A 26,396-nucleotide genomic window follows, 5' to 3' on the forward strand; every position below is an offset into this window, starting at 1 on the left:
TCCTATCCCTTTTTCCTGGCCGCCGGTTTTTTGGCTGCAGCCGGTTTCTTGGCAGGCGCGGCCGCTTTGCGGAAGGGCTTCCTGGCGCCATTGCCGCCCTTGGCTTCCTTTTCCGCAATGAGCGCAACGGCATCGTCGATCGTCACCGATTGCGGATCCTTGCCCTTCGGCAGCGTCGCATTCACCTTGCCGAAATTCACATAGGGGCCGTATTTGCCGTCGCGCACGACGATCTTGCCGCCGCCGGAAGGATGCTCGCCAAGTTCCTTGAGCGCAGCGGCTGTGCCGCCATTGCGGCCACTTTTGCCCTTCAATTGCTTCTCGGCGATCACCGAGACGGCGCGATTGAGGCCGATCGAGAACACGTCCTCGATGCTGTCGAGATTGGCGTAGGTGCCGTCATGCAGCACGAACGGCCCGTAGCGCCCCAGCCCGGCCGAAATCATCTTGCCGGATTCCGGATGCTTGCCGACGTCGCGCGGCAGCGACAACAAGGCGAGCGCCTTTTCATGATCGATCGAATCGGCAGTCCAGCCCTTGGGCAGGCTGGAGCGCTTGGCATCCTTACCGTCGCCGCGCTGGATATAGGGGCCGAACCGGCCATTGCGCAGCGTGATCTCCTCGGCGGTATAGGGGTCCTTGCCGAGCAATTTGGTGCCGTCTTCGCCACCGCCGTTCTCACCATTGGGATTGGCGGCGTCGCCAAGCTGGCGGGTGAAGGAGCATTCGGGATAGTTCGAACAGCCGACGAAGGCGCCGAACTTGCCGAGCTTCAGCGACAGGTTGCCGGTGCCGCATTTCGGACAGATGCGCGGGTTCGAACCGTCTTCGCGCGCGGGAAACACCAGCGGCGCCAGTTCCTCGTTCAACGCATCGAGGACGTCGGTGACCCGCAGCTCCTTGATGTCGGCGACGGCGCCGGAAAAATCCTTCCAGAAATCGCGCAGCACGTCCTTCCAGGCGAGCTTGCCGTCGGAGATTTCATCGAGTTTCTCCTCGAGCGAAGCGGTGAAGTCGTACTCGACATAACGCTCGAAGAAGCTTTCGAGGAAGGCTGACAATAGCCGGCCCTTGGCCTGTGGCACCAGCTTGCGCTTGTCGATGGTGACGTAATCGCGATCCTCGAGCGTCTTCAGGATCGCCGTATAGGTCGACGGCCGGCCGATGCCCAGCTCTTCCAGCTTCTTGATCAGCGAAGCTTCCGAATAACGCGGCGGCGGCTCGGTGGTGTGCTGGGTGGCGTTGATCGCCTCGCGTGTGAGCTGCTCGCCGGCACGGATCTCGGGCAGGCGGCGGCTTTCCTCGTCTTCCGAATCTTCTTCCTTTTGCTCGATGTAGGCAGCAAGGAAGCCGTCGAAGCGAACAACGGAGCCGACAGCACGAAGCTCGGCGGTACGCGAACCGTTGATGGCCTCGATCTCGACCGTGGTGCGCTCTATCTCGGCCGGCTGCATCTGGCTGGCGATGGCGCGTTTCCAGATCATCTCGTAAAGCCGCGCCTGGTCGGCGTCGAGATACTGCCTGACGGAAGCCGGCGTGCGCATGAAATCGGTCGGACGGATCGCTTCGTGCGCCTCCTGGGCATTCTTGGCCTTGGCGGAATAGTAGCGCGCCTTTTCAGGCAGGTATTTGGCACCGAATTCCTTGGTGATCGCATCGCGTGCGGCAGAGATCGCCTCCGGTGCCATCTGCACGCCGTCGGTCCGCATATAGGTGATCAGGCCGGTGGTCTCACCGCCGATCTCCATGCCCTCATAGAGCCGCTGCGCCACCTGCATGGTGCGGTTGGCCGAAAAGCCGAGACCCGACGAGGCTGCCTGCTGCAGCGTCGAGGTGGTGAAGGGCGGCCCGGGATTGCGCTTGGTCGGCTTGGCTTCGACCGACGCCGCCTTGAAGCTGGCGCCTTCGAGCATCGCCTTGATGTCGTCGGCCTGCGCCTTGTTGGAAATGTCGAGCTTTTGCAGCTTCTTGCGCTCGAAGGTGGTCAGCCGCGCCTCGAAATTTTCCTTGCGCGGCGTGCCAAGAATGGCGGCGACCTGCCAGTATTCCTCGCGGACGAAGCGCTCGATCTCGGATTCGCGGTCGCAGACCAGACGCAGCGCCACCGACTGGACACGGCCGGCGGACCGGGCGCCGGGCAGCTTGCGCCACAGCACGGGCGACAGCGTGAAGCCGACCAGATAGTCGAGCGCACGGCGGGCGAGATAGGCATCGACCAGCGGCGCATCGATCTGGCGCGGATTGGCCATCGCCTCCAGCACCGACGCCTTGGTAATGGCGTTGAAGACGACGCGGCTGACCGGCTTGTCCTTCAACGCGCGCTTTTGCTTCAGCACTTCCAGGACATGCCAGGAGATCGCTTCGCCCTCGCGGTCCGGATCGGTGGCGAGGATCAGCCCGTCGGCGTCCTTGACCGCCTTGGCGATATCGGCGAGACGCTTTCCAGACGCGGTGTCGACGGCCCAGGACATGGCAAAGTCCTCATCCGGACGCACCGAGCCATCCTTGGCCGGCAGATCGCGGACATGGCCGAACGAAGCCAGAACCTTGTAGTTCTTGCCGAGGTACTTGTTGATTGTCTTCGCCTTGGCCGGCGATTCGACGACGACGACGTCCATACGGTCTCATATCAGTTGTGATGCGGCAGAAGAATTCCGCTGCGCGCGACGAAATCTCGTTCAATGTGTCGCTCACATGGCCGCGCTTTTGCATCCGGTCAAGGCCAAGCAGTCAAAATGCGGCCCTGCACCGAATGCGCAACCCAACGGCGCGCCATGCGATTTCCGCAATCCTGGACAAGGGAAATGAGCAGCCTATCGCTGGACAAACCCGGCAATTGATCCTGGAGAACGGGACAAACTCTCCCGCGGATATAAGAGAAACATCGAGCACGCGCCAGCCCCGCTTGAACAGATGCTGTGAAGCGCGCAATCGGTAGCCCGGCATTTGCCCGGATAGTTGCAAGGAATTGGCGTGCTGAAAAGCTGGCCGCCGGGCGGTTGGGTCAAGTTCCCAGCGACCAGCCATGTTACCGCCTGTTACAGCGGATCAGAAGCTCAAGGCTTAGTCGGCCTTGGCGATATGCCAGACGCCGCCGACACCCTCGCCGGTGACGTCGCCGGCCTTCTTGTCCTTGATGAACGTGTAGAGCGGCTTGCCTTCGTAGGCCCACATCCTGGTGCCGTCGGTGCGGTCGACGATCGTCCATTCGCCCTCGGCCTTGGCGTTGGCGTCAGCCTTCAGCGGCGGCCAATTGGCGGCGCATTTGTCGTAACAGTTCGACTTGCCGGCCTCGTCCTTGTCGTAGGTGTAGAGCGTCATGCCGCTGGCGTCGGTGTAGATCTTGGTGCCGCCGACCTCCGCTTCCTTCCACGCCTCGGCGGCGAAGGATCCGGCAGTGCCGAGCAATAGCGCCGCCATGCCAATTGCGATCGTTTTCATGGACCTCTCCCGGAATGTTCGAAAAGCACGCGGAACCGCGGCTTCTTCTGATCAACGCTGCTTGGCTGCCCTTTCTTCCCGCGCTGTTCTCCACTGATCCAGGCGAGGGCGTCGACTTGCTACCCAATGTGATGGGGCCACGCGATGGTGATTGGCGGACGGCTGTTGTCGCGGCTATATGGCTGCGCAGTCATCTGGAGATGGAAATGGCGTTGGACGTCGGCTATGTCAGTGCGATCGGGGCGGGAGCAATTTCGTTCCTGTCCCCCTGCGTGCTGCCACTGGTGCCGCCTTACCTGTGCTATATGGCCGGCGTGTCCGTCGACGATTTCCGCGGCGAGGCCGGCATTACGGCAAAGGCCGGAGCGCGAGGCGCGCTGGTTAATTCCTCCATCGCTTTCGTGCTCGGCTTCTCGACCGTCTTCGTCGCGCTCGGCGCCGGCGCCTCGACCATCGGCCATTTGTTGCGGGTCTGGCAGGAGCCGCTGGCAATGGTGGCCGGTGTGCTGATCATCCTGATGGGGCTGAATTTCCTCGGCGTACTGCGTATCCCTTTGCTTTCACGCGAGGCGCGCTTCCAGTCGCAAGGCAAGCCGGCCAGCCTGATCGCCGCTTACGTCATGGGCTTGGCCTTCGCCTTTGGCTGGACGCCCTGTATAGGCCCGGTGCTGGGGCCGATCCTGACGCTTGCCGGCGGCCGCGAGACGGTGGGCGAGGGCGCGCTGCTGCTTGCCGCCTACTCGCTCGGCCTCGGTATCCCGTTCCTGATCGCTGCGCTGTTTTCCGGCGCCTTCATGCGCTTTCTCTCGAAATTCCGCGTCCATCTCGGCCGCGTCGAAAAAGCCATCGGCGCGCTGCTGGTGGTCGCCGGCGTGTTTTTCCTGACCGGCGGCGTGCAGACGATGTCATATTGGCTGCTCGAGAATTTTCCGGTGCTGGGGCAATTGGGCTAGGTTCTAGCCCGACGTGGTCTGTTCAGCCTTCGAAATAGCCCGGCTGGTCGATATCAGCGATCAGCCCAGGTCCGCTCGGCTGCCACCCCAGCAGCGCCTGGGTCCGTTCGCTCGAGGTCGGGACATCCATCGCCGCGAACATCGCGAACCAGCCAAAATGATCGGCGGCTTCTTCGGCGGACTTGGCGACGACTGGCACGTTCAGGCGACGGCCTATCACGCCGGCGATGTCCTTGAACGGCACGCCTTCTTCGGCGATCGCGTGATATCGCGCGCCACCGGCTCCATGCTCGAGCGCAAGCCGGTAGACGCGGGCGGCATCGAACCGATGCACGGCAGGCCAGCGATTGAGCCCTTCGCCGATATAGACCGACACGCCCTTCTTGCGAGCGAGGTCGATGAGAATAGGAACAAAGGCGTGGTCGCCCTGGCCATGGACCGACGGAGGAAGGCGGACAACCGATGCGCGCACCCCGCGTGCCGCCAGCGCGGCGGCTGTCGCTTCGGAGGCGCGGGGATACGAAGCGGAAGAGGGGACAGGCGAATCTTGCTCCGTCGCGATACGGGCCCGCGCCTGGAGCGCGGTCCCCGAGGTGACGAGCAGGAGGCGCTCGGAGCCTTCGAGTGCTCCGCCCATCGCCTCGATGGCACACCGGTCCATCTCGCAGTTTTGCGCGAACTTCGAGAAGTCATGGTTGAACCCGGTGTGGATAACCGCATCGGCGGCTGCCGCGCCCCTGCGCAGGCTCTCCACGTCTTCGAGGTCGCCTCGATGCACCTCGGCTCCAGTGGCGGCGAGCGACTTGGCCGACGCCTCCGAGCGGGCGAGGCCGAGCACCTGATGGCCGGCCCCGATGAGTTCTTGAACGACGGCAGAACCGACGAATCCGGTCGCTCCGGTAACGAAAACACGCATCACGACTTGTCCTTGTTCGTTTCTGACCACGACCATTTTCGCGGCCCGATGACGTCGTGATAGGCGCTTGAGGAAATACGATCTATGCGGTAAAGTCCGTATTATCTTCGCAATCGTCCGGAATGACACGTGGATCCTCTTTCAGATGTGCTCTCGCTGCTGAAGCCGCGAAACTATATGTCGGCCGGCTTCGATGCAGGTGGTGAATGGTCGATCCAGTTCCCCGACCAGCGGCAAAGCATCAAGACCGGAGCGGTGGTCTCCGGCCGGTGCTGGCTGTCAGTAGAAGGCGTTGCCGACGCAGTGCGCCTTGAGACGGGGGACTGCTTCCTGTTGCCGAGTGGGCGGCCTTTCCGCCTTGCAAGCGACATGAGTTTGTCGCCTGTTGAAGCCATCAAGATTTTTCCGCCTGCGCGAGCCGGCGGTGTCGTGACCCACAATGGCGGCGGTGATTTCTTTCTGGTCAGCAGCCGCTTCGCGCTTGGCGGCAATCATGCCGGCATCCTGTTGCGGATGCTGCCAGCCATTGTGCATATCCGCAAAGAGTCGGACAAGTCGGCGCTGCGCTGGTCGGTGGAGCGGATGATGCAGGAGCTGCGCGAGCCACAACCGGGCGGCTTTCTGGTGATCCAGCACCTTGCTCACATGATGCTGGTTCAGGCGTTGCGGCTGCATCTTTCAGAAGGATTGAAAGGTGGCGTCGGCTGGCTCTTTGCCCTCTCGGACAAACAGATGGGCGCGGCGATCAGCGCCATGCATGAGAATCCGGCGCATGGCTGGACGTTACAGGAACTGGCGGAACGGGCCGGCATGTCGCGATCGACCTTTGCGCTCAGATTCAAGGAGACGGTCGGCGCGTCGCCGATGGACTATTTGACGCGCTGGCGAATGCTGCTGGCCGGGGATCGGCTGACGAATTCCAGCGATCCCGTCGCCGTCATCGCGCTGTCGCTCGGCTACGAATCCGAAAGCGCCTTCAGCACTGCTTTCAAGCGGGTCATGAACTGTTCGCCACGGCAATACGGCCGTGGCCGAGCCCCCAGCTTCGCATCACGCAACGAGGCGGAAGCCGCCTGAGCCGATCGGCCTGAGCGTGCCGCGGGTTGGAGGTTCCACCGTCTCACCGGAATTTAACCGCATTGGTGCAGCATGGCGCCGGTGCTACTAACGCTCCGATTCCAGATCCCTTTCAACGGTTGCTGTCCCCATGAGCCAGAGATCCTGCCTGTCCATCATCCTCGCTGCCGGCGAAGGCACGCGCATGAAGAGTGCCGTGCCGAAAGTGCTGCACACAATCGCCGGCCTGCCAATGGTTGCCCATGTCGTCAAGGCGGCCGAAGCCGCCGGCAGCGGCGATCTGGCGCTGGTGATCGGCCATGGCGCCGATGACATGCGCAAGGCCGCACTCAAGTTTGCGCCCAAGGCCGAAGCTTTCGTCCAGGAGAAACGTCTTGGCACCGCGCACGCCGTGCTTGCCGCGCGCGCAGCAATATCAAAGGGGTATGACGACATCCTGGTGATGTTTGGCGACACGCCGTTGATCGATCCAGAAGCGCTCGCGGCGGCGCGGCTGAAGCTGGCCGAAGGTGCGGCCGTCGTCGTGGTCGGCTTCCGTACGGAACATCCTTCGGGCTACGGCCGGCTTATCGAAAAGGCCGGCAAGCTCGTGGCCATCCGCGAGGAGAGGGACTGCTCGGACGAGGAGAAGAAAATCACCTTCTGCAATGGCGGGCTGATGGCGGTCGCCGGCAGGCACGCGCTGAAGCTGCTCGATCAAGTCGGCAGCAAGAACGCCAAGGGTGAGTATTATCTCACCGACATCGTCGAGATCGCCGCTGCGCAGGGACTTGATGTCGTAGCCACCGAAGCCAGTTTCGAGAATGCGCTCGGCATCAACAACCGTGCCGAGCTTGCCCAGGCGGAAGGTATCTGGCAGGCGCGTCGACGGCAGGAAGCGATGCTTTCCGGGGTGACACTGGTTGCGCCCGAAACCGTGTTCTTCTCGCACGACACCGAGATCGGCGCCGACACGATTGTCGAGCCCAATGTTTGGTTCGGCCCAGGCGTGAAAATCGCGACGGGCGCCAAGATCCATGCCTTCAGCCATATCGAAGGCGCCACTATCGCGTCGAATTGCGATGTTGGGCCGTTCGCGCGGCTGCGGCCCGGGGCCGATCTGAGAAACAAAGCCAAGGTCGGCAATTTCTGCGAGGTGAAGCAGGCGATCGTCGAGGAGGGCGCCAAGGTCAACCATCTGACCTATATCGGCGATGCCCGCATCGGCGCAGGCGCCAATATTGGCGCCGGCACCATCACGTGCAATTATGACGGTTATTCGAAATTCTTCACCGATATCGGCGAGGGTGCCTTCATCGGCTCGAACTCCTCGCTGGTGGCACCGGTGTCGATCGGCAAGGACGGCTACATCGCCTCAGGCAGCGTCATCACCGAAAGCGTACCCGACGATGCGCTGGCCTTCGGTCGCGCCCGTCAGCGGACTCTACCCGGCAAGGGCAAGGAGTTGCGCGAACGGTTTGCTTCGGCCGCGGCGGCCCGCAAAAAAGGGTAGGCGCGACGAGCGGGATCATGTCTTTGACTGGTTTCTGGAGCCGTTGGGCCGAGATAGGATACAGAAGCGGAGAAACTGAGCAATTGCAGTAACCGGATTGCAAGTGCGCCCTATCATGGTGCATCTGTGCAGGATAGTCCGGCTGATACCGGACGAAATGGAATGTGATTTTTCGCGACGGCCCGGCAGTCTCTAAATGGCGCCGGGTTTGAGGTCGGAATCGGGGGCAGGCGCGATGTGCGGTATCGTTGGAATTGTCGGTAACTCGCCGGTCGCGCCGCTTATCGTCGATGCGTTGAAAAGGCTCGAATATCGCGGCTATGACTCGGCCGGCGTCGCCACGATCGAGCACGGCAGGCTTGACCGCCGCCGCGCCGAGGGCAAGCTGGTCAATCTCGAGCGCCGGCTGAAGGACGAACCGCTCGACGGCATGATCGGCATCGGCCACACGCGCTGGGCCACGCATGGCGTTCCGAACGAGAGCAATGCGCATCCGCATTTTTCCGACGGCGTCGCCATCGTCCATAACGGCATCATCGAGAATTTCGCCGAATTGCGCGACGAGCTGATGCGCGACGGCTACAGCTTCGCCTCACAGACCGATACCGAAGTCGTCGCGCACCTGGTGGCGCGCGAACTGGCCAGGGGGCTGAAGCCGGTCGAGGCGGCGCATAAGGCGCTGAAGCGGCTGGAAGGCGCCTTTGCGCTCGCCATCATGTTCAAGGGCGACGAGGATTTGATCGTCGGCGCGCGCAATGGCCCGCCGCTCGCCGTCGGTCACGGCGACGGCCAGATGTTCCTTGGCTCCGACGCCATCGCGCTTGCCCCGTTCACCAATTCGATCACCTATCTGGAAGACGGCGACTGGGCGGTAGTGCGCCGCAACGAGGTCGATATTTTCGACATGGGCGGCAACAAGGTCGACCGCAAACGCCAACAGTCGCTCAGCACGAGCTTCATGGTCGACAAAGGCAACCGCCGCCATTTCATGGAAAAGGAAATCCATGAGCAGCCGGAAGTGATCTCGCACACGCTGGCGCATTATGTCGATTTCGTCGGTGGCGCCTCGAAGCCGCTCGCTCTGCCGTTCGATTTCGCCAAGATCGACCGGCTGGCGATTTCGGCCTGCGGCACCGCCTATCTCGCCGGGCTGATCAGCAAATACTGGTTCGAGCGCTATGCGCGGCTGCCGGTCGACATCGATGTCGCTTCGGAGTTCCGCTACCGCGAGATGCCGCTGTCGAAGAACGATGCCGCTTTCTTCATCTCGCAATCGGGTGAGACCGCCGACACGCTGGCATCGCTCCGCTACTGCCGCAAGGCTGGCATGAAGATCGGCGCGGTCGTCAATGTGCGCGAATCGACCATGGCGCGCGAATCCGACGTCATCCTGCCGACATTGGCCGGCCCGGAGATCGGCGTCGCCTCGACCAAGGCGTTCACCTGCCAACTTTCCGTGCTGGCCTCGCTGGCGGTGCGGGCCGGCGTGGCGCGCGGAACGATTTCGCATGACCACGAGAAAACGCTGATACGCGAGCTGTCGGAAGCGCCGCGTTATGCCAACCAGGTGCTAAAGCTCGACGGGCAGATCGAAAAGATCGCGCGCGACCTCTCGCACTACAAGAATGTGCTTTATCTCGGCCGTGACACCAATTTTCCGCTGGCCATGGAAGGTGCGCTGAAGCTCAAGGAGATTTCCTATATCCATGCCGAAGGCTATGCTGCCGGCGAGTTGAAACACGGCCCGATCGCGCTGATCGACGAGAACATGCCCGTCATCGTCATCGCCCCGCATGACCGCATCTTCGAAAAGACAGTGTCGAACATGCAGGAGGTGGCCGCGCGCGGCGGCAAGATCATCCTGATCACTGACGGCAAGGGCGCGGCGCACGCTACGGTGAAGACGATGGAGACGATCGTTTTGCCGGACGTGCCGGAAATCATCTCGCCGATCATCTACGCGCTGCCGATCCAAATGCTCGCCTACTTCACCGCCGTGTTCATGGGTACGGACGTCGACCAGCCTCGCAACCTGGCGAAATCGGTAACGGTGGAATAGGTCTCGTTTAAAACTTCGCCATTCCAAAGCGCCTTCGGGTTCAGTAGTGTCGCGCTGCAAACACACGCTGCGGTGAACCATGTCGGATGCTCTCAAGACCTCAGGCATGACCCGGCTGAGAAACTATTTCCTGACCGGCTTCGTCGTTTGCGCGCCGCTCGCCATTACTGCCTACATTGCCTGGTCGCTTATCGGCTGGGTCGATTCCTGGGTCAAACCCTACATTCCGGTACGCTACAATCCGGACACCTACCTACCGTTTCCAGTGCCGGGTTTTGGGCTGATCGTTGCCCTGATCCTCATCACTTTCATCGGCTTTATGACCGCCAATATCGTTGGCCGCGCCATCGTCAACTTCGGCGAGCGCCTGCTTGGTCGCATGCCGCTGGTGCGCGGCATCTACCGTTCGCTGAAGCAGATTTTCGAGACGGTGCTGTCGAACAAGGGCGACATGTTCCGCCAGGTCGGGTTGGTAGAATATCCGCGCAAAGGGGTCTGGTCGCTTGTCTTCGTCGCCAGCGAGAAGGAAACCGAGATCAACCAGAAGCTCGACCGGGAAGGCGATCCGCTGATTGCCGTGTTCATGCCGTGTACGCCCAACCCGACGACAGGCTTTCTGATGTATGTGCCGAAATCCGACATCGTATCGCTCGACATGACGATCGAGGACGGAGCCAAGCTGATCGTGTCGGCCGGCCTGGTGGCGCCAGCTGTCAAAATGATGACGGTGAACGGCGAGCAGATCCACGGCGCGCTTGCCAATCCTCCGCTCGACACGATGCCTCAGCCGGCACGCAGGAGCCGCACGGCCTCGTCGCGGCCGAACAGATAGAGCAACAGGCGTAGCGCCGTGCCGCGTTCGGACTGCAGTTCCGGATCGCGCGACAGGATCAGCCGCGCATCGTCGCGAGCGGCCTCGAGCAGGTCGGCATGCACCTCGATGCGCGCCACCTGGAAGCCCGGCGTGCCGGACTGGCGGGTGCCGAGCAACTCGCCTTCGCCGCGTAGCTTCAGATCCTCTTCGGCGATACGGAAACCGTCCTCGGTCTCCCGCATCACCGACAAACGGCGTTTTGCCGTCTCGCCAAGCGGGTCCTTGTAGAGCAGCACGCAGGATGAAGGCTTGTCGCCACGCCCGACCCGGCCGCGCAATTGGTGCAACTGGGCGAGGCCAAAGCGCTCGGCATGCTCGATGACCATGATCGTCGCATCAGGCACATCGACGCCGACCTCGATGACGGTGGTGGCGATCAGGATACGGGTGTCGCCCTGTTTAAAGGCGCGCATCGCCTCGTCTTTGTCGGTGCCTTTCATGCGGCCGTGCACCAGGCCAATGCGGTCGCCGAACAGTGGCTTCAGCGAGGCAAAACGGTCCTCGGCCGACATCAGTTTGATTTCCTCGGATTCCTCGACCAGCGGACAGATCCAGTAGATTTTCTGGTCATCGGCGACGGCGTCGAGCATGCGTCCGATCAGTTCGTCGAGCCGTTCAAGCGGCAAGGTGACGGTGCGGATTGGCTGGCGGCCGGCCGGCTTTTCCGTCAGCTTCGACACATCCATGTCGCCGAATGCAGTCAGCACCAGCGTTCGCGGTATCGGCGTTGCCGTCATCACCAGCATGTCGGGCGCGTCGCCCTTGGCGGTGATCGCAAGGCGCTGGTGGACGCCGAAACGGTGCTGCTCGTCGACGACGGCGAACACGAGGTCATGGAACGTAACCGTTTCCTGGAACAGCGCATGAGTGCCGACGACGATGTCGATGTCACCATTGGCCAGCCCGGTCAGCGTGTCGGCACGCTCGCGGCCCTTTTCGCGACCGGTGAGGACGGCGACACGCAGCCCGGCCCGTTCCGCCAACGGCGCAATCGTTGCAAGATGCTGGCGCGCCAGGATTTCGGTCGGTGCCATCAATGCCGCCTGGCCGCCGGCCTCGACGGCACGCGCCATGGCAAGCAGCGCGATCACCGTCTTGCCGGAGCCGACATCGCCCTGCAAAAGGCGCAGCATGCGTTCGGGGTCGCCGAGATCGGCGTTGATTTCGGCAAGCGCCATTTCCTGCGACATGGTCAGCGAATAGGGTAGTGCCACGCGAAGTTGCTCGACTATGCGGCCGTCGCCGACGAGTGGCCGGCCCGATAATCGGCGGACCTTGGCCCGCACCAGCGCCAGCGATACCTGGCCGGCCAAGAACTCGTCATAGGCAAGGCGCCGCCATGCTGCGCCGTCGACCGAGACGTCGATCGGGTCGGCAGGATTGTGGATGCGGTTGAGCGCATCGGTGAAAGCAGGAAAGGCATGGCGGCGCCGGAACTCGCCGTCCTGCCATTCGGGCAGCACCGGCAGGCGGGCCAGCGCCTGGCCGATGGCCCGGCGCAGCACCTTGCCCGAGAGCCCGGCGGTCAGCGGATAGACCGGCTCGACCAGCGGCAGGTTTTCCGCGTCGCCGGCAAGTGCGATATGGTCGGGGTGAACCATGGTCGGGCGGCCGTTGAACCATTCCATGCGGCCTGAGACGACGACATGCTCGCCTACGGGCATTGCTTTTTCGAGATAGGCAGCATGGGCATGGAAGAAGGTCAGCGCGATCTCGCCGGTGTCGTCATGGGCGTAGACCCGGTACGGGACCGACCTGTTGCCGCGTGGCGGCGGCTGGTGGCGGTCGATGCGTACGTCGAGTGTGACAATGGCGCCCTCGGCCGAACCGGCGATGCCCGGGCGGTTGCGGCGGTCGATGACAGTATGCGGCAGCACGAACAAGAGGTCGCCGGCGCGCGCGGCCCGGTCGCCGAGGTCGGCTGCTACGACTTTTTCGATCAGGGCGCCAACTTTCGGCCCGACGCCGGCAAGCGAGGTGATCGGGACAAACAGCGGATCGAGGAGGGAAGGACGCATGATGTCAGCTTATGTTGCGGCGACTGTAGCGCAAGGCTGACACCGCCTTCTATCCACGCTATATGCGCCGCCTAGGCAAGGATGTTGCAAGATGACCGGAACGAAACGATCAAGCGAGGGCCTCGATGCCCGCCGCCGCAAGCTTTTGTTTCGTTCGTGGCACCGCGGCATGCGCGAGATGGACCTTATACTCGGCAGCTTCGCCGACGCCGAGATCGGCGCCTTGACCGGCGACGAAAGCGACCAATATGAGAGGCTCCTCGATATTCCCGACACCGAATTCCTGCCTCTCGTCACTGGCGAACGCCCGGTTCCGGCGGATGTCGACTGTGCCGTCCTGCAAAAAATCCTGGCTTCGCGCCGGGAGATGACCTTCTGAACAACGTGTAGCCATGAGCCTTATCCCTACGATCGGTCTGCCGAAAGGCCGCGCCGGCCAGTTCATTGTCGATGGCGTCGCCGACGGCTACGAAGCCTTTGCCCTGGTGCAGGCTGCGCACGAGATCGCCCCCGACAAGCCGGTGCTGTTCGTGGCCCGCGACGGCCAGCGCCTGCCGGCGATCGTCGAGGCGCTTGCCTTTGCCGCGCCGGGCCTCCCGGTGCTGGAACTGCCGGCCTGGGATTGCCTGCCTTATGACCGTGTCTCGCCCGGCGCCGATGCCGCCGCAAGGCGGCTCGATGCACTGGCTGCAATGATTGCGCTGGCGAAGAAGCCCCACCGCGCCGTCGTCCTCACCACCGCGAATGCGCTGTTGCAACGCATTCCGCCGGCTGAACTCGTCGAGGCGCAGATCTTCCACGCCAAACCGGGCAACCAGATAGACATGAACGTGCTGGTGTCGCGGCTGGAGAATTCCGGCTTCGAGCGAGTGCCGACGGTGCGCGGTATCGGCGAATTCGCGGTGCGCGGCGGCATTCTCGATCTCCTCGCGCCCGGCTGGACTGAGGCGCTGCGCCTCGATTTCTTCGGCGATACGCTGGAATCGATCCGCGTCTTCGATACCGCAACACAGCGCACCACCGGCCAGCGCAAGTCGATGGCGCTACAGGCGATGAGCGAGGTGGCGCTGACGCCAGAGACGATCAGCCGCTTCCGCCGCGCCTACATCGAAGCCTTTGGCGCGCCCTCGCGCGAAGATGGACTCTATGCGGCGGTCAGCGAGGGCAGGCGGTTTGCCGGCATGGAGCACTGGCTGCCGTTCTTCTATGAGCGGTTGGAAACCGTGTTCGATTATTTGCCGGATGCGCCGGTGGTGTTTGATCATCTGGCGCATGAGGCACTGGCCGAGCGCCATGCGCTGATCCTCGATCATTATGAGGCGCGCAAAAAACAGGCCGACGGCGCCTTGAAGGATGCCGTGCCCTACAAGCCGGTGTCGCCGGATTTGCTTTATCTGTCGCCCGAAAACCTGATTGCCTCGCTTGGCCCACGCGAAGCGATAGACTTCACGTCCTTCGATGCGCCCGATGCCGGTGCGAAAAAGGTTTTCCATGCTGGCTCGCGCCATGGTCGCAGCTTCGTCGAGGAGCGCGCCGACCCTAACGCCAACGTCTTCGACGTCGTCGTAAAACACATTTCCGACGAGCGCGCTGTAGGCCGCCGTGTCCTCGTCGCCGGCTGGACTGAAGGTTCGCTCGACCGGCTCGGCCAAATCCTGGCCGAGCATCATCTTGGCAATCTGAAACCGGTGGCGACGCTTGCCGAAGCCGAAAAGCTTGAGCCTGGGCAAGCGGGACTGGCCGTGCTGCCGCTCGAATCCGGCTTCGAGACGGAGAAACTGGTCGTCATCGCCGAGCAGGACATTCTCGGCGACCGACTGATCCGGCGTTCGAAGCGCAAGAAGCGCGCGTCCGACTTCATCGCCGAGGCTTCGGCATTGTCCTCAGGCGATATCGTCGTCCATGCCGACCATGGCATTGGCCGCTTCATCGGGCTGCGCACCATCGAGGCGCTCGGTGCGCCGCACGATTGCCTCGAAATCCACTATGCCGGCGACGATCGGCTGTTCTTGCCGGTGGAAAACATCGAGTTGCTGTCGCGCTATGGCTCGGATTCGGCCGAGGCGACACTCGACAAGCTTGGCGGCGGCGCCTGGCAGTCGCGCAAGGCACGGCTGAAGAAACGCCTGCTCGACATGGCCGGGCAGTTGATCCGCATCGCCGCCGAGCGACAAATGCGGGCCGCACCGGCGCTGCTGCCGGCGGAAGGCCTCTATGGCGAGTTTGCAGCGCGTTTCCCCTATGAGGAAACCGACGACCAGCAAACGGCGATCGATTCGGTCAGGGATGATCTGGGCGCTGGAAAGCCGATGGACCGGCTGATCTGCGGCGATGTCGGCTTCGGCAAGACCGAAGTCGCGCTTCGTGCTGCCTTCATCGCGGCGATGGAAGGCTTTCAGGTCGCGGTGGTGGTGCCGACGACATTGTTGTCGCGCCAGCATTTCAAGACCTTCTCGCAGCGCTTCTCCGGCCTGCCGATCCGCGTCGCCCAGGCCTCGCGGCTGGTCGGCGCCAAGGAACTGGCCGAGACCAAGAAGGGCGTCGCCGAAGGCCAAGTCGACATTGTCATCGGCACGCACGCACTGCTCGGCTCCTCGATCTCGTTCAAGAATCTCGGCCTGCTGATCATCGACGAGGAGCAGCATTTCGGCGTCAAGCACAAGGAGCGGCTGAAGGATCTCAAGACCGACGTCCACGTTCTGACGCTATCGGCGACGCCGATCCCGCGAACGCTGCAGCTTGCCTTGACCGGGGTGCGTGAGTTGTCGCTGATCGCCACGCCGCCGGTCGATCGCATGGCCGTGCGCACCTTCATCTCCCCTTTCGATCCGCTGGTCATCCGCGAGACGCTGCTGCGCGAGCGCTACCGTGGCGGCCATTCTTTCTATGTCGTACCGCGCATCAGCGATCTCGCGGAAATCCATGATTTCCTGCGCGAATCCGTGCCTGAGCTGAAAGTGGCCGTGGCCCATGGTCAGATGCCGCCCGGCGAACTCGACGACATCATGAACGCCTTCTATGACGGCCAGTACGATGTGCTTTTGTCGACCACAATCGTCGAATCCGGCCTCGATATTCCGACTGCCAATACGCTGATCGTACACCGCGCCGATATGTTCGGCCTGTCTCAGCTCTATCAGCTGCGCGGGCGCGTCGGCCGCTCTAAGGTGCGCGCCTACGCGCTGTTCACGCTGCCCGCCAACCGCAAGCTCACCGATACAGCCGAGCGCCGGCTGAAAGTGCTGCAGTCGCTCGATACGCTAGGCGCCGGTTTCCAGCTGGCCAGCCACGACCTCGACATTCGCGGCGCCGGCAATCTGCTTGGCGAAGAGCAGTCGGGCCACATCAAGGAGGTCGGCTTCGAGCTCTACCAGCAGATGCTGGAGGAGGCAGTGGCCGAAGTGAAGGATTCCGGCGAGGTGCAGGACGGCGGCTGGTCGCCGCAGATCGCCGTCGGCACAGCGGTGATGATCCCGGAAAGCTATGTCCCGGATCTGCAGCTCAGGTTGGCGCTCTATCGCCGCCTTGGCGATCTCGAAAACACTGAAGAGATCGACGCTTTTGGCGCCGAGCTTATCGACCGTTTCGGGCCGCTGCCGGAAGAGGTGAAGCATTTATTGAAGATCGTCTTCATCAAGGCACTTTGCCGCAAGGCCAATGTCGAAAAACTCGATGCCGGACCGAAAGGCGTCGTCATCCATTTCCGCAAGCGCGAATTCCCCAATCCGGTCGGGCTGGTCAAGCTCATCGGCGAACAGGGTTCGCTGGCCAAGATCCGGCCGGACCAGAGCGTCGTCTTCAGCCGCGACTGGCCGACGCCCGAAAAGCGGCTGGCAGGCTCAGCGGTTGTCATGACGCAGCTGGCACGGCTGGTGGAGAAGGCGGCGGCGTAGCAGGGTATCGCTGGTGCTCTGGACCATGACGGCGCTGGTACTTTCGCCCTGCCGTGCCATTCGCCAGCGCTGAGATTCCGGTCTAGAATAGGAAATCGGCTTCGTGTATGCAGCCGCGACCCCATATGGGGCGGATTGGCGGGCGATGGCGTCCGCGTGAAAAGAGCGTTAGGTGCTTCGATGACGAAATGGTCGCCGAATTCGTGGAGAGCTAAGCCGATCCAGCAGGTTCCTGCCTATCCGGACCTTGCCGCGCTGAGGAACACGGAAGCCCAGCTCGCCACCTTTCCGCCGCTGGTTTTTGCAGGTGAGGCACGCAAGCTGAAGAAGCAGCTTGCAGCCGTCGCTGCCGGTGACGCATTCCTTCTGCAAGGTGGCGATTGCGCCGAGAGCTTCGCCGAACATGGCGCGGACAATATCCGCGACTTCTTCCGCGTCTTCCTGCAGATGTCGGTGGTGCTGACCTTCGCTGGCGCTCAACCGGTGGTGAAGGTCGGCCGTGTCGCCGGCCAGTTCGCCAAGCCGCGCTCGTCCGACAATGAGACCAAGGGCGGTGTGACGCTGCCCAGCTATCGCGGCGACATCATCAACGGCATCGAGTTCGATGCCAAGTCGCGCATTCCCGATCCTGCAAGACAGGAGATGGCGTACCGCCAGTCGGCGGCGACGCTCAACCTTTTGCGCGCCTTCGCCCAGGGCGGCTACGCCAGCCTGGAGAACGTGCATCAATGGATGCTCGGGTTCGTCTCCGACAGCCCGCAGGGCGAGAAATACGAGTCGCTCGCCAACCGCATCACCGAGACGATGGACTTCATGAAGGCCGTCGGCATCACCTCGGAGACCAATTATGCGCTGCGCGAGACCGATTTCTATACCAGCCATGAGGCGCTGCTGCTCGGTTATGAAGAGGCGCTGACCCGCGTCGATTCGACCTCGGGCGACTGGTACGCCACCTCTGGCCACATGATCTGGATCGGCGATCGCACGCGCCAACCCGACCATGCGCATGTCGAATATTGCCGCGGCATCAAGAACCCGCTGGGGCTGAAATGCGGGCCGTCGCTGACGCCGGACGGCCTGTTGCAACTCATCGATCTGCTCAATCCGGAGAACGAGCCCGGCCGGCTGACGCTGATCGCTCGTTTCGGCTCCGATAAGGTTGCCGACCATCTGCCGAGGCTGGTGCGAGCGGTACAGAAGGAAGGCCGCAGTGTGGTGTGGTCTTCCGATCCGATGCATGGCAATACGATCGAGGCCGCCGGCTACAAGACACGGCCGTTTGACCGCATCCTGAAGGAGGTGCAGACGTTCTTCGAGGTGCACCGCGCCGAAGGCACGCATCCCGGCGGCATACACATCGAGATGACAGGCAAGAACGTCACCGAATGCACCGGTGGTGCCCGCGCCATCACCGCCGAAGAATTGCAGGATCGCTACCACACCCATTGCGATCCGCGGCTCAACGCCGACCAGGCGATCGAATTGGCGTTCCTGGTGTCCGATCTGCTCAAGAAGAGCCATCCGGTCCAGCACAAGCAGGCCGTCAACGGCTGATTAGAACGTATTCGATCATCGAGGTGGTCAGCGAAACGCGTCCGGCGGGTGTCGCATTTGCTCGTGCCTAACGCACGCAAAACTGGAATCCTGCGAAGCGACGGCAATTGCATCGGGAGGCCGATATGGCTGACAGTCACACCGGATCATGCTTGTGCGGGGCAGTGCGGTTCCAGACACGAGGACCGCTGCGCGGTGTTATCTACTGCCATTGCTCGCAGTGCCGGAAGCAGAGCGGGCATTTTTATGCGGCGACCAATGTTGCCGACCGCGACATCACGATCACGGGCGCGGACAGCATCACCTGGTACGAGGCATCTTCGTTTGCCAGACGGGGTTTCTGCAAGACATGCGGCTCGCTGCTGTTCTGGAAGCCGACGGATGATGGCTATGTTTCAGTCCTGGCCGGGCTGTTCGACGCGCCAACCGGACTTCAAGGGGAATGTCACATCTTCGTCGGCGACAAGGGCGACTATTACGCGGTCGACGACGGGCTGCCGCAGTTCGAGAAGTCAACGCCGTCGATCAAGGTGGCAGGCGACTGATTTTTGAAGAGGTCGCCTTATTCCCTTGGTCCAGCCATTGCGCTAATCCCCTGCCGGTGATTCCGAAGGGTTTTGGCATGCAGCGGCTGATCGACGCTTTTTACAACTCGGTGCGGGCGTTTCGCAAACTGGCCGCCAGCGAGGAGGCCTTCCAGCTGGAGCTGACGCTGCTTGTGCTTGCCTTGCCGCTCGGCTGGTTCCTTTCGGAATCGTGGCGCGGCTATGCGCTGCTGATCGGCGCGGTGCTGCTCATGATCATGATCGAGGTGCTGAACACCGGCATCGAGGCGGCCTGCGACGCGTTCAGCCGTGAATTCAACGTCGATATCCAACTGGCCAAGGATTGCGGTTCGCTGGCGGTGCTTATTTCGGTGGTAATCGCTGCAGGCGTCTGGGGCGTCGCCATCGTCGAGCGGATCCTCGGGGTGCCGATCTGACGTTTCAGACACTACATGCCGTCACTGCATTTCTCGTTTTGACCATGATCTTTTCCGAAAAACCGGTACCACTTTTCGGGATCATGGTCTGAGGGAACCGACATGACCAATACCGCCGGATTTCTGCTGCTTGAACGTGAGGGCCTGCCGGACGATCTGCGCTGGCTGGCCGAAAAATATCCGCGCAAGATCTGGCAGGCGCATGCCAACATTCACGGCGTGGCCAATATGTGGCTGCAGCGGCACGATATGTTCCGCGAGCTTGGCGACATGCTCACCAGTGGTATCGGCGATTATCGAGAAGGTAGGCTGAACGCGCCGGAATTCGCGCGCTGGTTCGCGCCGCGCCTCAACCATTTCCTCGGCAATCTCGACGGCCATCACAATGTCGAGGACCATCATTATTTCCCGGTCTTCGCCAGGGCCGAGACCCGTCTGAAGCGCGGCTTCGAGATTCTCGATGCCGATCACCACACAATCCATGAGGGACTGGAGCGCAATGCCGAGGCGGCAAATGCCTTCATCCGCACGCTTCAGGAGAGCGAGGTCAAGCAGCGCTTCGCCGCCGATGCCTATGCCGACGAGAACAGCCGGCTGATCGCCATGCTGACCAGGCATCTTGCCGACGAGGAAGACCTGATCATCCCGCTGATCCTGGAAAAGGGTGACCGTGCGCTCGGCATAGATTGACGATCAGCTTCCCTTGCGAAGCTCCTTCTTGGCGAAGAAGTGCGACGCCACCCAGCCGAGGATAGCCACAACCAGGCCGATTGCCAGAGCGATCAGCAGCCGCTCGTGACGGGCCAGTGCCTGGCCGACGATGCGCTCGGCACCCAGCCCGAACACATAACCGACCGTGCAGAACAGCGCCGCCCAGACCACCGATGAGATGGCGTTGAGGATGGCGAAACGCGACGCGGCAATGCCGGACAGCCCCGCCGCGATACCACCGACCAGGCGCAGGCCATAGATGTAGCGGTTCGACAGCACGAAGATGTTGGGATGAGAGGTGACGAGACGATAGGCGTGGCTGAAGCCCGGCCGGGCACGGAGCCTGATCACGAATTTATGGTCAGCGAAGCTCCGCCCCAAGATGAAGAAGAACGTGTCGCCACCGAAAGCGCCGAGCGCTGCCGCGAGGAAAGCCTGCCACAGGACGAAAACATGCTGATGCGCGAAGAAACCGCCAAGGATGGCGGCGCTTTCGCCCTCGGCCACGCAGCCCAGGAAAACCGCGACCAACCCATATTGCTCAATGAGACGATGGATGGCTTCCGTCATGAAGACGTTCGCTGCTTCGACAGAATGCCGTCGATGCGCTTCACCTGCTCGGCCAGCCGGGCGATCTCGTCTCGCATGCCGATGATCTGGCTGTGGCGCAGTTCGTCGAGCTTTTCGTGTAACGCCATGATCTCGATCTCGGCCTTGAGGTTAACCTCATAGTCGTGGGCGGCGTCGATTCGATCGCGCTCGGTCTGGCGGTTCTGCGCCATCATGATCACTGGCGCCTGCAGGGCGGCAACCATGGAAAGCACGAGATTGAGGAAGATGAATGGATAGGGATCGAAGGCGGCGCTCGACAAGAGCCAGACATTGCCTGCCGTCCACAGGATCAGGAAGCCAATGAATGCCAGGATGAAGGACCACGAGCCGCCGATCCGGGCGATGGTGTCGGCCAGGCGATCTCCAAACGTCTGGTGAAAGGCGACGGCCTTGTTGGTGTCCTTGGAGATCGTGGTGCGCTCGAGCGTAGATTGCAGTACCCGGCTTTCGAGCGCGCTGAGGCCGTCCGGCTTTCGCTTCAGCCAGCGGCTTGCCAGGTCCTCGATCGTTTTGTTCATCGTCGCCTCCGTCGTCAGCGATGAGGTAGAAGCTGCCGGTTCATACGGGAAGTGGTAGATTGACGCGATGGGATCAGGAAACAATGGTGGATTTTCAGAAAATTCGCGCCCGTGCAGCAAAACGCAAAGGCGGTGAGGCAGCCCTTACGTCGCTGCTGGGTCCAATGCCTGACAATGCCGCGGTGGCAAAGATTGCGGATGACCGGATCCTGTCGACCATGGCCGAGCGGGTCTTTGCCGCCGGCTTCGTCTGGCGCGTCATCGAGCAGAAATGGCCGGGTTTCGAGGAAGCATTTCTTGGCTTCGAACCGAAGCGGCTGCTGTTCCAGCCTGACGATTTCTGGCACGATCTCACCGCCGACAAGCGCATCGTGCGCAATCCGCAGAAGATCAAATCCGTACGCGACAACGCGGCCTTCGTCGAGCGTGTGTCGAAGGAGCACGGCGGCTTCGGCAAGTTCCTGGCCGATTGGCCGGCGGATGACCAGGTCGGGTTGATGGCCTATCTCGGCAAGCACGGCAGCCGGCTCGGCGGCAATACCGGCCAGTATTTTCTGCGCTGGCTTGAGTGGGACGCTTTTGTTGTCTCGGCCGATATGGCGGCCGCACTGCGCGATGCTGGACTCAACATCGCGGAGAGCCCGACCTCGAAGAGGGATTTGGGCAGGATCCAGGCGCAGATCAACGCCTGGGCGGCGGAAACCGGGCTGCCGCGCCGACACATTTCGCGCATTCTGGCAATGTCGATCGGCGAGAACCATCCGCCGGAAGCCTTGCGCGAATATATGAGCGAATAGGATCGACTGTTTGGTCCAAACGAACGCCATTGCCCGACGAATTTTGCCGCGCTAAACCCACGGGCATGACAGACAGGACCGCTCCAGACATATTGCGCATCGCCGTCGCCCAGCTCAATCCGACGGTCGGCGACGTCGCCGGCAATCTCGCCAAGGCGCGCGAGGCGAGGGCGGATGCCGCCCGCCAAGGCGCCGACCTCGTGCTGTTCACCGAGCTTTTCCTTGCCGGCTATCCGCCTGAGGATCTGGTGTTGAAGCCGGCATTCCTGAAGGCCTGCGAGCGGGCGGCGGAGGATTTCGCCGGCGATACCGCCGACGGCGGCCCGGGCTTCATCATCGGCACGCCGTTGAAGCGCAAGACCGGCACGCACAATTCGATCATCTTTGCTGATGGTGGCAAAATCCTTGCCGAACGCTACAAGCTCGATCTGCCGAATTACGGTGAGTTCGACGAGAAGCGCGTCTTCCAGGCCGGCCCCGAGATCCAGGGGCCGGTCAATTTCCGCGGCGTGCGCGTGGGAGTGCCTATCTGCGAAGACATCTGGGGCGAAGTTGCCGTCTGCGAGACGCTGGCCGAAAGCGGCGCGGAAATCCTGCTGGTGCCCAACGGCTCGCCCTACTATCGCGGCAAGGTCGATGTCCGCCACCAGATCGTCATCCGCCAGGTCATCGAATGCGGACTGCCGATCATCTATGCCAACCAGCTTGGCGGCCAGGACGAACTGGTCTTCGACGGCGCATCGTTTGCCATAGGTTCTGACAAGACGCTGGCCTTCCAGATGAGCCAGTTCGAGGAGACGGTCAACGTCACCACCTGGAAGCGAAAGAATGACATCTGGGTCTGCTATGACGGACCGATGTCGAAAATCCCTGAAAAGGAGGAGGCCGACTATCGCGCCTGCATGTTGGGCTTGCGCGACTACGTCAACAAGAACGGCTTCAAGAATGTCGTGCTCGGCCTTTCCGGCGGCATCGATTCGGCGATCTGCGCGGCACTTGCCGTCGATGCGCTGGGCGAGGAACGGTTGCGCGCCGTGATGATGCCTTACCGCTACACTTCGAAGGACTCGCTCAAGGACGCCGAGGACTGCGCCCGCGCGCTCGGCTGCCGCTACGATATCGTGCCGATCTTCGAGCCGGTCGAGGGCTTCCTGCACACACTGACGCAGCTTTTCGAGGGCACCAAGGAAGGCATCACCGAGGAAAACCTGCAGAGCCGCGCCCGCGGCACCATCCTGATGGCGATTTCCAACAAGTTCGGTTCGATGGTGGTCACTACCGGCAACAAGAGCGAGATGTCGGTCGGCTACGCTACGCTCTATGGCGACATGAATGGCGGCTTCAACCCGATAAAGGACCTCTACAAGATGCAGGTCTATGCGCTGGCGCGCTGGCGCAACGCGCATGTGCCGCCGGGTGCGCTCGGTCCGTCCGGCGAGGTGATCCCGAATAATATCATCGACAAGGCGCCCTCGGCGGAACTGCGAGAGAACCAGACCGACCAGGATTCGCTGCCGCCCTATCCGGTGCTCGATGACATATTGGAGTGCCTGGTCGAGAACGAGATGGGCGTCGACGAGATCGTTGCGCGCGGCCATGAGCGGGCGACGGTGACGCGCGTCGAGCACCTGCTTTACGTCGCCGAATACAAGCGCCGGCAGGCGGCGCCCGGCGTGAAGATCACCAGGAAGAATTTTGGCCGCGACCGCCGCTATCCCATCACCAACCGGTTCAGGGATGGCGGGTAGGCGATTGGCTGCATAACGGTTTAGCCATGGCCAACTTTGAGATCAGCTTTGACATGTCGCAGATCGACTTCCGGGCGACGTCCGACATTTTGAAGCAGAGCTATTGGGGCAGCGGCCGCAGCGATGAACTGCACCGCCGCGCCTTTGCCAACTCACTGTGCGTCGGCGCCTATGTCGGCGGCAATCAGGTCGGCTTTGGTCGGGCGATCACCGACCGTACGGTATTTGCCTATCTCGCCGACATCATTGTCTGGCCCGGGTATCGCGGGCAAGGCATCGGAACCCGGCTTGTCCAGGCGCTTATCGATCATCCGGATTGCAAGACTGTCACGCATTGGAGCCTGTCGACCAACGACGCCCATGCGGTTTACGAGAAGCTCGGCTTCAGACCTTCCACCGACGGCCGCTATATGCGCCTCGACCGTATCACGGCAACCTGAACAGAGGCAGCGCACAACCCGCGATTGTTGCAAAATCGTCTCACTGCTTGGACCAGATGCGCTTTGGGTTATCTACTGACTTGGCGCGGCGTTGAGGCGTCTCTATAAACGCCTTTCCGCGATCCCCTTGGGGAGGACCGAAATGCCAGGATTTGACATCGTTATGCGAGGCCGCGAAGCCTAGGTCTCAATCGGCAAGCCAGAAGGTTTCTTACCTTTGCGGCGAAGCCGAGCTGAGAACAGGCGTTCGTCGACGCCGGTCGCCGCCCGTATTCGGGCGAGCCGCCAATTCCTTGGGTGTTAATTCGCCCGACGCGGTTTTTTCAATTTTCGACCTTTTCCGGAATCGGGCTCGTTTGCGCCCGAATGACATCATGGCTCGTTTTCGAATAGATTTGCGCGCGGGCGCCTTTCGCAGCGTTCTTGGCTTCACGTTCAGTCATTGGCGGCGTCAGCCGTGGCGGCTTGCCGGCATTATGGGCACATTCCTGCTGTCGACCTTGGCAGACGTGCTGACGCCGCTCTATTCCGGCCGGCTGGTGGATGCCGTCGCCAGCAGTGCTGCGGCCGACGATGTTGCGTGGAACGCGGCGATGGCGGCCTTTTCGATGCTGGTTGCCCTGGCGCTCACCGGTGTCGTGCTACGCAATCTCGCCTTCATGGCCATTGTCGAGCTGACCTTGAAGATGATGGCGGATATCGCCGCCGACGCCTTCCACCGCGTCCAGCGCTTCTCCACCGACTGGCACGCCAACAGCTTCGCCGGATCGACGGTGCGCAAGATAACGCGCGGCATGTGGGCGCTCGACCTGCTCAACGACACGATCCTGATCGCGCTGCTGCCATCGGTCGTCATGCTCGTCGGCTCGACGCTGCTGCTTGGCTGGTTCTGGCCGCTGATGGGTGCTGTCGTCGCCACCGGTTCGGTTCTGTTCATCGCGGTGACGACGATGCTGTCGCTTGGCTATGTCGCGCCTGCGGCAAGGCTTGCAAATGCGTGGGATACACGGCTTGGCGGCTCGCTGGCCGATGCGGTGAGCTGCAACGCCGTGGTCAAGGGTTTTGGCGCCGAGGAACGCGAGGAGACGCGGCTTGCCGAGGTCGTCGCCAAATGGCGCGGTCGCACGCGCCGCACCTGGATGCGCGGCACCGTCAACGGCACCACGCAAGGGACGATGCTGCTGCTTTTGAGGGCAGCGGTCATCGGCTTCTCGCTGCTTTTGTGGTCGTGGGGGCAGGCGAGCGCCGGCGATGTCGCCTTCGTGCTGACCTCATTCTTCGTGCTGCAAGGCTATCTGCGCGACATCGGCACGCATATCCGCAATCTGCAGCGCTCGATCAACGACATGGAGGAACTGGTCGACTTCCAGTCCGAACCACTCGGCATCGAGGATCGGCTCGGAGCCAAACCGATCCGGATCACCGATGGCCGTATCACCTTCGAAAATGTAACGTTCCATTATGGCAGCCACCGCCTGCCGCTCTATCGCGACTTTTCGGTGGATATCGCGCCGGGCGAACGGGTTGGGCTGGTTGGCCATTCGGGCTCCGGCAAGACGACATTCGTCAAGCTGATCCAGCGCCTCTACGACGTGACTGCGGGCAATATCCTGATCGACGGCCAGGATATTGCTAAGGTGGCGCAGGCGTCGCTGCGCGCACAGATCGCAATCGTCCAGCAGGAGCCGATCCTGTTTCACCGGTCGCTGGCCGAAAACATCGCCTATGCCCGGCCGGCCGCCACGCAGGCCGAGATCGAGCAGGCGGCGCGGTTGGCCAGCGCGCATGACTTCATCGCCAATTTGCCGAAAGGCTATGGCACGCTGGTCGGCGAGCGCGGCGTAAAGCTGTCGGGCGGCGAGCGTCAGCGTGTTGCAATCGCACGCGCCTTCCTTGCCGATGCGCGCATTCTCATCCTGGATGAGGCAACGTCGAGCCTCGATTCGGAATCGGAGGTGCTGATCCAGCAGGCGATGGAGCGCTTGATGGTCGGCCGCACGACGCTGGTAATTGCCCACCGGCTGTCGACGGTGCGGGCGCTGGACAGGCTTTTGGTGTTCGATCGCGGCCGCATCGTCGAAGAGGGCTCGCATGACCAGCTGATCCGGCTGCAAGGCGGCATCTACCGCCGGCTGTTCGAACGCCAGGCGCTTGAACTGACCAAAGGCCTGGTGATCTGACGGTCACGGCGCCCGCCGCGGGTGGATTGAAGGGGGGGGGGCGGACGGCGAAGGATTAAAAAAAAAACCACCCCCCCCACCGAGAAGAGGTCTGGGAGGGCGGAGATGGAGGGGAAAAAAAAATAAGGGGG

General features: G+C 62.2%; 21 protein-coding genes. 15 read left to right on the plus strand and 6 right to left on the minus strand.

The features are described 5' to 3' along the window. Nucleotides 1-2 precede the first annotated feature (2 nt). The gene (gene topA, locus NKJ12_RS28205; protein ID WP_352706605.1) at nt 3-2,618 is read right to left on the minus strand and encodes a type I DNA topoisomerase; all 2,616 of its coding nucleotides are present in this window, start codon (nt 2,616-2,618) and stop codon (nt 3-5) included. 445 nt (nt 2,619-3,063) lie between these two features. After that, on the minus strand, nt 3,064-3,441 hold the full coding sequence (locus NKJ12_RS28210) for a COG4315 family predicted lipoprotein (RefSeq protein ID WP_254820149.1): 378 nt from the start codon (nt 3,439-3,441) through the stop codon (nt 3,064-3,066). Between the two features lie 206 nt (nt 3,442-3,647). Between NKJ12_RS28210 and NKJ12_RS28215 the strand changes: the two genes are divergently transcribed. Then, nucleotides 3,648-4,394, plus strand: coding sequence for a cytochrome c biogenesis CcdA family protein (locus NKJ12_RS28215; RefSeq protein WP_254820150.1), 747 nt, complete (start codon nt 3,648-3,650; stop codon nt 4,392-4,394). A gap of 22 nt (nt 4,395-4,416) precedes the next feature. Here NKJ12_RS28215 and NKJ12_RS28220 read toward each other — a convergent pair whose 3' ends face one another. Next, nucleotides 4,417-5,310 (minus strand): SDR family oxidoreductase, encoded by an 894-nt coding sequence (locus NKJ12_RS28220; protein ID WP_352706630.1) that lies wholly within the window; start codon nt 5,308-5,310, stop codon nt 4,417-4,419. A 129-nt stretch (nt 5,311-5,439) separates the two neighbouring features. Here NKJ12_RS28220 and NKJ12_RS28225 point away from each other — a divergent pair, with 129 nt between their 5' ends. From NKJ12_RS28225 to NKJ12_RS28240, 4 genes are all read left to right on the plus strand, one after another. Beyond that, complete coding sequence (locus tag NKJ12_RS28225) at nt 5,440-6,387, plus strand: AraC family transcriptional regulator (RefSeq protein WP_352706609.1); 948 nt, start codon at nt 5,440-5,442, stop codon at nt 6,385-6,387. Nucleotides 6,388-6,517: 130 nt separating this feature from the next. Then, entirely contained in the window at nt 6,518-7,879 is a 1,362-nt protein-coding gene (gene glmU / locus NKJ12_RS28230) for a bifunctional UDP-N-acetylglucosamine diphosphorylase/glucosamine-1-phosphate N-acetyltransferase GlmU (protein ID WP_352706610.1), read from the plus strand. 235 nt (nt 7,880-8,114) lie between these two features. Further along, nucleotides 8,115-9,938, plus strand: a complete 1,824-nt coding sequence (glmS, locus tag NKJ12_RS28235; protein WP_352706613.1) for a glutamine--fructose-6-phosphate transaminase (isomerizing) — start codon at nt 8,115-8,117, stop codon at nt 9,936-9,938. A 79-nt stretch (nt 9,939-10,017) separates the two neighbouring features. Next, nucleotides 10,018-10,770 carry a DUF502 domain-containing protein gene (locus tag NKJ12_RS28240; RefSeq protein WP_352479017.1) on the plus strand — a complete coding sequence of 251 codons (753 nt, stop codon included), beginning with the start codon at nt 10,018-10,020 and terminating at the stop codon, nt 10,768-10,770. Here NKJ12_RS28240 and recG read toward each other — a convergent pair. After that, entirely contained in the window at nt 10,722-12,830 is a 2,109-nt protein-coding gene (gene recG / locus NKJ12_RS28245; protein WP_352691101.1) for an ATP-dependent DNA helicase RecG, read from the minus strand. The genes NKJ12_RS28240 and recG overlap by 49 nt on opposite strands. A 91-nt stretch (nt 12,831-12,921) precedes the next feature. Here recG and NKJ12_RS28250 point away from each other — a divergent pair, with 91 nt between their 5' ends. From NKJ12_RS28250 to NKJ12_RS28275, 6 genes are all read left to right on the plus strand, one after another. Then, nucleotides 12,922-13,209 (plus strand): FAD assembly factor SdhE, encoded by a 288-nt coding sequence (locus NKJ12_RS28250; RefSeq protein ID WP_352706616.1) that lies wholly within the window; start codon nt 12,922-12,924, stop codon nt 13,207-13,209. A gap of 13 nt (nt 13,210-13,222) precedes the next feature. Continuing rightward, nucleotides 13,223-16,723, plus strand: a complete 3,501-nt coding sequence (gene mfd, locus NKJ12_RS28255) for a transcription-repair coupling factor (protein WP_352508815.1) — start codon at nt 13,223-13,225, stop codon at nt 16,721-16,723. A 180-nt stretch (nt 16,724-16,903) separates the two neighbouring features. Continuing rightward, nucleotides 16,904-18,277 (plus strand): class II 3-deoxy-7-phosphoheptulonate synthase, encoded by a 1,374-nt coding sequence (locus NKJ12_RS28260; protein ID WP_352508814.1) that lies wholly within the window; start codon nt 16,904-16,906, stop codon nt 18,275-18,277. A gap of 125 nt (nt 18,278-18,402) precedes the next feature. After that, a complete protein-coding gene (locus NKJ12_RS28265; protein WP_352508813.1) occupies nt 18,403-18,822 on the plus strand; it encodes a GFA family protein in 420 nt (139 codons plus the stop codon). Between the two features lie 77 nt (nt 18,823-18,899). Next, nucleotides 18,900-19,259 (plus strand): diacylglycerol kinase, encoded by a 360-nt coding sequence (locus tag NKJ12_RS28270; protein ID WP_352508812.1) that lies wholly within the window; start codon nt 18,900-18,902, stop codon nt 19,257-19,259. Between the two features lie 102 nt (nt 19,260-19,361). Continuing rightward, nucleotides 19,362-19,949, plus strand: coding sequence for a hemerythrin domain-containing protein (locus tag NKJ12_RS28275; protein WP_352508811.1), 588 nt, complete (start codon nt 19,362-19,364; stop codon nt 19,947-19,949). 3 nt (nt 19,950-19,952) lie between these two features. Here the strand turns inward: NKJ12_RS28275 and NKJ12_RS28280 are convergent, their stop codons facing one another. Next, nucleotides 19,953-20,540, minus strand: coding sequence for a DedA family protein (locus NKJ12_RS28280; RefSeq protein WP_352706618.1), 588 nt, complete (start codon nt 20,538-20,540; stop codon nt 19,953-19,955). Then, nucleotides 20,537-21,100 carry a DUF1003 domain-containing protein gene (locus tag NKJ12_RS28285; RefSeq protein WP_352479010.1) on the minus strand — a complete coding sequence of 188 codons (564 nt, stop codon included), beginning with the start codon at nt 21,098-21,100 and terminating at the stop codon, nt 20,537-20,539. The genes NKJ12_RS28280 and NKJ12_RS28285 overlap by 4 nt, the downstream gene beginning before the upstream one ends. An 83-nt stretch (nt 21,101-21,183) precedes the next feature. Between NKJ12_RS28285 and NKJ12_RS28290 the strand changes: the two genes are divergently transcribed. The 4 genes from NKJ12_RS28290 (at nt 21,184) to NKJ12_RS28305 (ending at nt 26,265) form a co-directional block, all read left to right on the plus strand. Next, on the plus strand, nt 21,184-21,897 hold the full coding sequence (locus tag NKJ12_RS28290) for a DNA-3-methyladenine glycosylase I (RefSeq protein ID WP_352706621.1): 714 nt from the start codon (nt 21,184-21,186) through the stop codon (nt 21,895-21,897). Nucleotides 21,898-21,962: 65 nt separating this feature from the next. Then, nucleotides 21,963-23,645: an NAD+ synthase gene (locus tag NKJ12_RS28295; RefSeq protein ID WP_352706623.1), complete on the plus strand. Its 1,683-nt coding sequence runs from the start codon at nt 21,963-21,965 to the stop codon at nt 23,643-23,645. 26 nt (nt 23,646-23,671) lie between these two features. Continuing rightward, a complete protein-coding gene (locus NKJ12_RS28300) occupies nt 23,672-24,085 on the plus strand; it encodes a GNAT family N-acetyltransferase (protein ID WP_352507841.1) in 414 nt (137 codons plus the stop codon). 374 nt (nt 24,086-24,459) lie between these two features. Next, a complete protein-coding gene (locus tag NKJ12_RS28305) occupies nt 24,460-26,265 on the plus strand; it encodes an ABC transporter ATP-binding protein (RefSeq protein WP_352706626.1) in 1,806 nt (601 codons plus the stop codon). Nucleotides 26,266-26,396: the final 131 nt, after the last annotated feature.

Source organism: Mesorhizobium sp. M0195 (genome assembly GCF_040322115.1).
Classification (GTDB): Bacteria; Pseudomonadota; Alphaproteobacteria; order Rhizobiales; family Rhizobiaceae; genus Mesorhizobium.